Below are 9,038 nucleotides of genomic sequence, written 5' to 3' on the forward strand. Positions count from 1 at the left end.
GGCATCGACGGCTTCAAGCGCTGTGTCGCACTGGCGGTGGTGGCACGCAATATTCAGCGGGTCGGCGCCCTGCTACGCCAGCAAGAAGCAGAGGCGCGGGAGCGACAGCGCGTTCCCTTTCGTCGCGCCGCTTAAGCACCGCTGCCGGACATTGGGAATGCAGTCTGTGGGAGGAGTGTGCCCGGAATTCACCCGTAATACGAACCGCTCTCATTTGGCTGGCGCGTTTGGCATTAATTGCAGATATGCGTGGCGTCCAGGATGGCTCGACCACGGATTTCCCGGCCGTCACGAATAGACGGCGCTGGAAAATGCGAGTTTCCTGTCAGGCACTATCTAACGTAACGTGCTGAGTTGCAGCCGGAAGCCCTCACCGCCGTCAAAAAACACGATCGCGCCGTCCAATGCCTCCAGCGTCATATTGGCGCGGATCAACGCCGATTGGATGGATCGCCAGTTCGGTGACCGAACCGAATACACCCGCAGTTCGCCGTTGTCGGGGATGTGCGCGACCACGCCGGAGCCAGTGCCCGCGGCGTTGATGAAGGTCTCCTCGGTGTCCGCCACGTCCGCTTCCTGCCAGGCGCCGGACTGAAGCCAAGCGGTGCGCCGGCGCGTTTGTCCGGTACGCTCATCGAACGTCAGGATCAGGGCCAAGGTCCCACTATCGGTGAACACATCCAGAACCCGTCCTGCCCCCTTGAGGAAGGGCGCCGGAAAGATGCTCACTGCCTCACCGACGGCCAGGAGGTAAGGCTGCCCGAGATACCAGGACAGGGCCCCGGCGCGGTAGAACCGGGTGGCATTGGCGATCGCCGGCCACTGGGCCTTCACGAAGCCGGAGTCGTCCAGTTCCACCAGGCCGCGGTCCGAGTCATTCACCACGGCGAACCACCGACCACCGAGCCTCACCAGCCGGTCATGGGCAATCCTGTTTGATTGCAGCGGCGGCATCGGCGGGACTGGCCGGGCGCGCTGCAACCGGCTGATCGTCACCACGGCGTCCTGACCGGAGACGGGGGCGATCCGCGCCGTCGGGGCCGCAACGATGCCGAACTGCGCGGGCGGTGGGCAACGCACCCCGTCGTGGAAGACGGCCCTGTACCAGGCGAGCAATCCAGCCGGGATCGCGGACGGGTCGCGCACCGCCGCGTTCAGGCGCACGCCGGCATCGAAGATCGAGGCGTTCGCCCGCATCCGCGCTTCCAGGTCGCGGCGGCCGTACGTTGGATGGGTGCCCTTGTAGGGGTGGATGCCCGTAAAAAGTTGGAAGGTCACCACGCCCCAGGCGAACCAGTCCGTGTTCTCGGAAAATCCGCTGGTCTGCCAGTCTTTAATGGAAGGCATCAGGGCAGTAGCGGGGTAGTGGCCGATCTGCCAGGAGTCCACGTCGATGGCCACCGGCCTGGGCGTAGGTTTCTTGGTGCCTAAGCCGGCGACCAGCCAATTGAACTCGTTGGCGTCCACCAGCAATGCCCCGCGGCTATGGGCGAATCCCACCACCTCGCGCATCGCTGCCGCGGTTGCCTGCGTTTGCGCCGCTCCAAAGGCGTTGGTGTGCCGCCAGGCGTTGGCGAACAGGTTGGGCAGCGCCTCGCCGGCCTCCCGGCGCATCCAGTAGCCAACGAACCGGCGCCGCTCGTCCTCCAGGATGCCCCTGGGGGCAATGACGCCGGGGTGATCCAATCCTTTCAGCAGCCTGATCTTGTCCGCCAGGTCGCGGGGCTGGTGGTAGACCTTGAAGGCATCACCGTCCCGGCCATAGACCGTCCCTTCGCCGCCGGCCGCAATGACATGGCGGGATTCGAGGGTCACCCAGCCCTTGTTTTCAGCGAGGATCTTCATGGTAGGCGGCCAGGCCAAGGTCATCAATGGGAGGTGCGGCCCGCAGTGCCCGCATGGCCCGGCGCTTCAGGAAGGCGCCGGCCGTGGTCCGAAACTCGGCCAGCTCGGCGGCGGCCGGCGCAGTGTCCATGCCTTGGAGCTGCGCCAGCCCGTCGGTGGCAATGATGAAGGTCGTGAGGGGACGGGGGGCGTCGCGCAGGTCCCAGTGGCAGCAGGTCGCCCCGGCCAGCGGCTGCCCGTTCACCACGGCCGGCGGGCGCGGGCCGTCCGGCTGGAGCAGGTAGATCGGGTAGAAGGGTGTATTGTCCTCTGTGGTCACCACGCGGATTTCGGTGGTTCCGTCGGCGAAGACAGCGAACATCACCCCATCGCCCCATAGCCACGCCTGAAGACCCTCCGATCCAACCAGAAAACCGCCGACCGTGGTCAGCAAATCTTCCCGGCCTACCCAGCCGGAGTCCAAAGCGTCACGCAGACCGGCAAGCAGGGCTGGTTCCGGGGAGCGGCTACCAGCCGGGTCCATCTCGAATGCTCGGGCAAGGCTGAGGGCCGCCAGGCGCGCGCCGATGTCCGGGCGGCCAGCAGAGGCGCTGCAACCGTCGGCGACGATGCCGAACCGGGTGCCGTGAAGTGCCCCGTGCACGGCATAGTCCTGGCATGGCATCCCCGCCGACTGGTGGTTCGAGCCGATCACGAAGTAGCTGTCGGTGGCCATCGTCTCGTCCTCAGAAGACCAGTGCTTGGCTGGGCCCGCCAGTGCCCAGGCTCTGGGACTGTGACGCGATGGACGTGGCAACGAACTGGGCCAGCGTTGCCAGCCGCCCGGGCGTCGCCTCGCCGGCGTCCACGTACTGGTCGATCCCCGCCGCGGCGGCAAAGGATTCCAGCTTCGCCCGATACTGGCCGGCGTTGATGCCAATCAACACCACCCGGAGCGACTCCAAGGCCTCGCTCTTGACGCTTTCAGCCACCTCGCGGGCGATGGCCTTGGCGGTCCCGGTACGGGAGGCGTTGTCGTCGCCGTCGGTGATGACGAAAACGATCGCATTGACCCCGAAGTCGGCGTCCGTGAGCGTCTTGCCGTAGGCCCGGGTTGCGGTAACCGCAGCAAAGGTCGCGTCGTAGAGTGCCGTCATGCCGCCGGTGGCCGGCTCCCGGTAGCTGGCCGGGTCGATGTCGGTCAGTTCCAGGAACCCGTGAACCTCGTCCACCACCGTGTTGAACTCCACCTGTCGCAGGAGCAGGTAGGCCGACCTGGGACTCTTTCGGCAAGCGTCCACCACCGCCCGCTTCATCGCCAAGAGCTCGGCGGCGAACGCGGTGACGCTGCCGGTCTTGTCGGTCACGACGGTCACCAGGGTGTATTCGGTCGCACCCAAGGTCTCGGGGCGAATCCCCGAGAAGTTGAACCCCGCCGCCTTGCCGGATTGCATGTCGTTCAGTTTCATGGCGTCTTCCTCTCAATAGGCACCGGAATTGATGACTCGCATGCCGCGTGCCGTCATCTCGGCGACAAACTGCTGACCAAGGCCCTCGAAACCCGCGACTGAGCTGGAGCAATCCTCCAGGAGCACGAGCTTCTTGATGTTTTCGTCGCCGAAGTTGCTGGCGATGTCCCGGACCGTGTTGGCTACGCAGTGTGAGAGGGCCTCGCCAGCGATCAGAATCTCGTCGGCCTGAGCAAGGGTCTCGATGAACCGGGTGTTCACCAGGGTCGAGGGGTCCGCCGGATCGGGAACTTCCGCCTGGACCGCGCTGTAGTGCTCGGTGAAGGGGTTCGAACCCTTGGTCACGAAGTCCACCACCTCCACCCGGGAGCGAGCCCAACGGTTCAGGGCCGCCATCACCTCGGCCTGCACGTTGTGGCCCCAGGTCCCGATCAGACAGTGCTCGGGCCAGACCACCAGGGCGTAGCGTCCGGCGCGGGCGAGTTGCTTCACGTACTGCGTGCTGCGGGCCTGGAGTTCGGGCAGACGGGCCCGCCAGCGGCCGGCGGCCATGTCGTCCTCACCGATCACCGTGAACGGGGCCGGCGCGGCGCCATTGGCGTCCACCCACCAAGCGGGGTGCGCGATGTCCACCGGGTTGTGGGAGTCCAGGGTGATGTGGATGTCGTCGAGGCGCGGCGCGTTGGCGTCGATGAAGGCAGCCAGCCGCAGCATGTCCGCGCCGGCGCGGGGGACGGGAAGGGCCGCGCCCGGAATGTCGCAGAAGTCGTTCTGTGGGTCGATCACGACCAAGTGGGTCTTTATGTTCATGGCAGTCTCCTTGGTTCGTTCGTGGCAACATACCACTAAGAAAAGTTAAGCACAGTTAGTGGTTCCGTGCAACTATATTTAGTGGTGCGATGCAACTAACCGTGCTAGGATGCCTCCATGAACATGAAATCGGACAGCGCCATGCGCCCCAAAATCCTCGTCACGGTCGATGTCGTCCTGCTCACCGTCGACCTTGAAAGCAGTCTGTCTGACGGGTTGCGTGTCGGTCTGATCCGCCGCGACGCCGCGCCCTACAAGGGAGCCCTGGCCCTGCCGGGGGGCTATGTTCACCCGGAGGAGGACGAGAACACGGCCGCCGCCGCCTGCCGTGTGCTCAAGACGAAGGCGGGCAAGGCAGTCCGCTATCTGGAGCAACTGGCCACCTTCTCTGGCCCAAGCCGCGATCCCCGTGGGTGGTCCGTCAGCGTCTGCTACGTGGCCCTAGAGGATCGGGAAACCATGAAGCAATGGCCGGCCGACCTGCTCGCTCGGGTGGACGCCCTGCCGCCGCTGGCCTTTGACCATGCCACTCTCATCGGTGCCGCCGTCGAACGGCTCAGGAACAAGGCCTCCTACTCGGCCCTGCCGGTCTTTCTGCTGCCCGATACCTTCACCCTGTCGGAACTCCAAGACCTGTATGGACGGCTGCTGGGAACCCCGCTGGATAAGAGTTCCTTCCGCCGCAAGGTGCGAGAACTGGGGTTCGTCGAGGAGGTTCCGGGCGCCTTCAAGGGGGGGCAGAACCGCCCGGCGCAGCTCTATCGCGCCAAGGAGATGACCACTTTCGACCGCACGATCTGAATGTGGTCCAGGGCCGAGCCAGGCGAAGCCAACGGCTCGTTAGTGGTAGTATACAACTTAGGATGCCATCATGATTATCCAGTCCCTGCTCGATACCGACCTCTACAAGCTCACGATGCTCCAGGCGATGGTCAAGGCGGTGCCGGAGGTCCTGGCTGTCTATCGCTTCAAGTGCCGCAACATCCCGGCGTTCCCCCTGGCCGAACTGGTCGGCGACCTGCGCCGGGAGGCTGAGGCCTTGAGCTCGCTACGGTTTACGGGGGAGGAATTGGACTATTTGGGCGGCCTCTACTTCATGTCGCCCTGGTTCATCGACTACCTGGAGAACTTCCGGCTTCTTGATCGCCACCTAGTCATCGACACCGAGGGCTGCGACCTCGTCATTGAGGCACGCGGCCCGATTCCCCAGGTGACGATGTTCGAGATCGATGTGCTGGCGATCGTCAGCGAACTCTATTTCCGGCGCCTGGTCGGCAACGACCGCGACGCGGTCCTGACCGTCGGGCGCGAACGCCTTCAAGCCAAGATCGCCCTGGCCAACGCGGTACGGCCGCGCGCAACGCCCTTTGAGGTCTTCGACTTCAGTGCTCGGCGTCGGGCGTCGCGTACCTGGCAGGAAGAGGTCGTTGCCACCCTGAAGGCCCAGGGCGGCAATTGGTTCAAGGGCACCAGCAACGTGGATCTCGCCCGTCGGCTGGGTCTCGTTCCCATTGGCACCATGGCCCACGAGTTCTTGCAGCTCTTCCAGGCCGTGGGCGGCATCCTTCCTGACTTCCAAAAGCGTGCCCTCGGGGTCTGGGTCGAGACCTATCGCGGTGCCCTGGGTATTGCGCTCACGGATGTCATCTCCATGGATGCGTTCCTGCGGGACTTCGACCTCTTCTTCGCCAAGCTTTTCGACGGCCTGCGGCACGACTCGGGCGATCCCATCGTCTGGGGGGAAAAGGCGCTGGCCCACTATGCGAAGCTGCGCCTGCCCACCGCGGGTAAGCGGCTCGTCTTTTCCGACAGCCTCAACGTTCCTCGGGCGATAGAGATCTATGACCATTTCGCCGACCGCATCCAGACCGGTTTCGGTATCGGCACGAACCTGGGTAATGACCTGGGCGTTGCGCCCCTGAACATTGTCATGAAGCTGGTGCAGGCCAATGGCCAACCGGTCGCCAAGCTCTCCGACGCGCCGGGCAAGACCCTGTGCGCCAACGAGACCTACGTCGCCTACCTGAGGAGCCTGTTCCCATGATCCGCATCGGACTTGCCCAAACCAACCCAACGGTCGGAGACATCACCGGCAACCTGGAGCAGGTGCTTGCTGCGGCGGACCAGGCGACCACCCGCCAAGTCCGGTTGCTGGCCTACCCGGAACTGTCGCTGATCGGCTACCCACCGCGGGACCTCCTTTTTGACCCGCGACTATTGTCCGCTCAGGACGGAGCCATTGCCCGTCTGGCCGAGTACGCCCGTCGGTTGCCGATCACGCTGGTACTCGGCGCGGTCACGGCCAATCGAGGCTTGGGCAAGCCCTTGCTCAATTCCTTGTTGGTCATTGATCAGGGCCGGATCGTGCGGCGCTACCACAAGCAACTCCTTCCGACCTACGATGTCTTTGACGAACGGCGCTACTTCGATCCGGGCCCGCGTGATCCGGCCATTCTCGACTTGGCCGGATACCGGATCGGGCTGCTGGTCTGCGAGGATGGCTGGAATTACCAGGGGCGCGACTATGCCGTGGACCCGCTCGGCGACCTGGCCAAGGCTGGTGCCGACCTGGCCGTTTCGATCAACGCAAGTCCTTTCCACGTCGGCAAGCCCGCGCTACGGGCTGCCACGCTACTCAAGGCTGGGCTGCCCTTGGCCTACGTGAACCAAGTCGGCGGCAACGACGAACTGGTCTTCGACGGCAACTCCTTCTTTGCCGACGGCGGAACCATTCGCACGCGGGGACGGGGATTCCGGCCGGACCTCGTGGTGGCCGACTTCGACCAGGGACAATTCACCGGGGAAGCGCCCTTAACCTGCTGCGCCGAGGAGGAGATGTTCGGTGCACTCACCCTTGGCTTGCGTGACTACATGGCCAAGACGGGCTTTCGCTCCGTGGTCGTGGGGTCCTCCGGCGGCATCGACTCTGCCCTCGTGATCGCAGTCAGCGCCTTGGCCCTCGGCCCGGAAAACGTCGTCGCCATCACCATGCCATCGCAGTACTCCAGCGACGGGAGCATTTCCGACTCGGCCGACCTTTGCCAACGGTTGCGGGTTGAACTGCGGACGCACCCCATCGAGAACATTGTGCAAGCCTTCCATGGCGGTTACAGCCGTGCCATGCACCGAAATCTCGCTGGTCTGGCCGCAGAAAACCTCCAGGCCCGCGTCCGTGGCGCGATCCTGATGGAGTACGCGAACGACTTGGGCGCCCTGCTCGTATCGACCGGCAACAAGAGCGAAATGAGCGTCGGCTACTGCACCCTGTATGGAGACACCAACGGCGGCATCGGGCTGATCGGCGACCTCTACAAGACGGAGGTCTATCGGCTCGCCCGCTGGATCAACGATCGATTCGGATCACCCATCCCCGTGGCCATCATCGACAAGGCCCCGTCGGCAGAACTGGCACCAGGACAGCGTGACAGCGATAGCCTTCCGTCCTATGAGGTCCTTGATCCGCTGCTACGGGAGATCCTTGAAGGTGAGCCGCTGGCCGACCTTGAATCGGATGTGGCGCTGCGCGAGCGGATTGAAGGCATGCTGGCGCGGGCTGAGTTCAAGCGGCGACAGGCACCGCCGATCATCAAGGTGCATGCGCGTTCGTTCGGCGGAGGTCGCCAAATGCCGATTGCTGCCAGGTATGCACGCACCAAATGATTGAGAAAAACAGCGCGCTAGTGCCGGTCCTGCTCGTTATCGGAACAGAGCGGACGGCCAGTGATCAATTCCATCTGTCCGGTTTGGTTTGGGTCGAAAGTGAACCTGCACGGCAAAGTCAGCCTTGGCGAGCGGTGCCACGCGCTCATCATCGTCGAGCACGGACTGCACCTTCCGAAGGTCCTGCCGCAAGCGTTGCGCCGCCAGGGCCAGGGCCTTCTTCTCCTCGGTCAGAGCCGTTTCGCGGGCACGGGCCTCAGCCACTGCCGCCTGATGTTCGGCGGGTCGGCTGAGTCAATGCTGGGTATCCGCATCCCGCAACTGCTCTTCGGCCTGGACCGTAGCCGTGAGTGTGGCGGGCCGTCGCGCTCGGACACGGAGCCGCGCAACTGTTCCGCCAACGCCTGTGCGGCTTCAAGGTCCGCCCGCGCCCGTGTCGCTGCGTCCCTGGTGACCGCCTCCCGATTCCCCCAACGCGGCCAGCCAAGCCTCGCTGTCGGGGCTGTCGATCACCGCGTCTGCGAGCGTCAGCAGCCGATCGAATTCGTCGATCCGCTCCATCAGCGGTTGGCTGTCGGCGGCGATTGCCGCTCCGAAGCGTTTCTCGAACTGAGTCAACAGCATGCTGCAACTCCCCTGCAACGCTTTGCGGCGCGCGCGCGGCCTGGTCTCCTGCGGGTCAGGCCGCTCGCGGAACTGCCAAGAGCGATCCGCGGGCATCGCGTATTCGCGCTGTACTGTCTCCAACGCGGCCAATGCGATGTCCGATTCGCGGATGGTCTCGCGCAGCCGGTTCAGCTCTTCGCGCCGCCACTCGTCGTCGTCTTCCGGGTCCGCGGCCGTCAGCAGGTTTGAGCCGGCGCGGTCGCACAGCTCGATGGCGATCCGCTCGATCCTGAAGGGGTCGTCCGGGTGGATCCAGAAAAAGAGCCGGTACCGGTAAGCGATATCCCAGTGGGTGTCCCAGTCGCCGGCCAGCGAGCCCATGTCAGCGCTGCGCGTCGGCTGGGTGAGGTACTGCAACCAGCCCAGTAGATTGAGCCGCAGCCCGTAGTTTCGCCAGGGACGAAGATAGCGTGCCGTTGCAACGAAACGTCTGACCCGCTCCAACAAGGGATCGGGATGCCCCTCTGTGCCAATGTAGGTGAGACACTTGGCGGCGCTGAAATAGGAGGGCAACGACGAGTACCCAGGCCAGGACGCGTTTGAGGCGTTCCGAGCCTTCATCGGGCTGGTCAAGTCGGACCTGCTGTCCGCCGCGGACGCCTTCCGGAC

Annotated in this window: 8 protein-coding genes and 1 pseudogene; 3 read left to right on the top strand and 6 right to left on the bottom strand. The window is 64.5% G+C overall.

Going from position 1 to position 9,038, the window contains the following annotated elements; genetic code table 11:
- Window positions 1–336 precede the first annotated feature (336 nt).
- The 4 genes from QZY44_RS32695 to QZY44_RS32710 are packed head-to-tail and all read right to left on the bottom strand — an operon-like array spanning window position 337 to window position 4,103.
- Complete coding sequence (locus tag QZY44_RS32695) at window positions 337–1,845, bottom strand: hypothetical protein (protein ID WP_295457566.1); 1,509 nt, start codon at window positions 1,843–1,845, stop codon at window positions 337–339.
- Entirely contained in the window at window positions 1,829–2,560 is a 732-nt protein-coding gene (locus QZY44_RS32700; protein ID WP_295457569.1) for a protein phosphatase 2C domain-containing protein, read from the bottom strand. The genes QZY44_RS32695 and QZY44_RS32700 overlap by 17 nt, the downstream gene beginning before the upstream one ends.
- Window positions 2,561–2,570: 10 nt before the next feature.
- Entirely contained in the window at window positions 2,571–3,293 is a 723-nt protein-coding gene (locus tag QZY44_RS32705) for a hypothetical protein (protein ID WP_295457571.1), read from the bottom strand.
- Window positions 3,294–3,305: 12 nt separating this feature from the next.
- Window positions 3,306–4,103: an isochorismatase family protein gene (locus QZY44_RS32710; protein ID WP_295457574.1), complete on the bottom strand. Its 798-nt coding sequence runs from the start codon at window positions 4,101–4,103 to the stop codon at window positions 3,306–3,308.
- A 117-nt stretch (window positions 4,104–4,220) separates the two neighbouring features.
- Between QZY44_RS32710 and QZY44_RS32715 the strand changes: the two genes are divergently transcribed.
- From QZY44_RS32715 to QZY44_RS32725, 3 genes are all read left to right on the top strand, one after another.
- Entirely contained in the window at window positions 4,221–4,904 is a 684-nt protein-coding gene (locus tag QZY44_RS32715) for an NUDIX hydrolase (protein WP_295457577.1), read from the top strand.
- A gap of 70 nt (window positions 4,905–4,974) precedes the next feature.
- Window positions 4,975–6,147, top strand: a complete 1,173-nt coding sequence (gene pncB / locus QZY44_RS32720; protein WP_295457580.1) for a nicotinate phosphoribosyltransferase — start codon at window positions 4,975–4,977, stop codon at window positions 6,145–6,147.
- A complete protein-coding gene (locus QZY44_RS32725) occupies window positions 6,144–7,763 on the top strand; it encodes an NAD+ synthase (protein ID WP_295457584.1) in 1,620 nt (539 codons plus the stop codon). The genes pncB and QZY44_RS32725 overlap by 4 nt, the downstream gene beginning before the upstream one ends.
- Before the next feature lie 36 nt (window positions 7,764–7,799).
- Here the strand turns inward: QZY44_RS32725 and QZY44_RS32730 are convergent, their stop codons facing one another.
- Window positions 7,800–8,027, bottom strand: coding sequence for a hypothetical protein (locus QZY44_RS32730; RefSeq protein ID WP_295457632.1), 228 nt, complete (start codon window positions 8,025–8,027; stop codon window positions 7,800–7,802).
- 150 nt (window positions 8,028–8,177) lie between these two features.
- A pseudogene (locus QZY44_RS32735) lies at window positions 8,178–9,038 on the bottom strand (hypothetical protein); the annotation flags it as partial.

Origin of the sequence: uncultured Thiodictyon sp. (assembly GCA_903837595.1) — a bacterium.
In the GTDB taxonomy this organism is placed as follows: domain Bacteria; phylum Pseudomonadota; class Gammaproteobacteria; order Chromatiales; family Chromatiaceae; genus Thiodictyon.

What these genes read in the sequence shown, in the direction of transcription:
- pncB (WP_295457580.1), top strand. Translation starts at nt 4,975, where the DNA reads ATGATTATCCAGTCCCTGCTCGATACCGACCTCTACAAGCTCACGATG.
- QZY44_RS32725 (WP_295457584.1), top strand. Translation starts at nt 6,144, where the DNA reads ATGATCCGCATCGGACTTGCCCAAACCAACCCAACGGTCGGAGACATC.
- QZY44_RS32700 (WP_295457569.1), bottom strand. Translation starts at nt 2,560, where the DNA reads ATGGCCACCGACAGCTACTTCGTGATCGGCTCGAACCACCAGTCGGCG.
- QZY44_RS32695 (WP_295457566.1), bottom strand. Translation starts at nt 1,845, where the DNA reads ATGAAGATCCTCGCTGAAAACAAGGGCTGGGTGACCCTCGAATCCCGC.
- QZY44_RS32705 (WP_295457571.1), bottom strand. Translation starts at nt 3,293, where the DNA reads ATGAAACTGAACGACATGCAATCCGGCAAGGCGGCGGGGTTCAACTTC.
- QZY44_RS32715 (WP_295457577.1), top strand. Translation starts at nt 4,221, where the DNA reads ATGAACATGAAATCGGACAGCGCCATGCGCCCCAAAATCCTCGTCACG.
- QZY44_RS32710 (WP_295457574.1), bottom strand. Translation starts at nt 4,103, where the DNA reads ATGAACATAAAGACCCACTTGGTCGTGATCGACCCACAGAACGACTTC.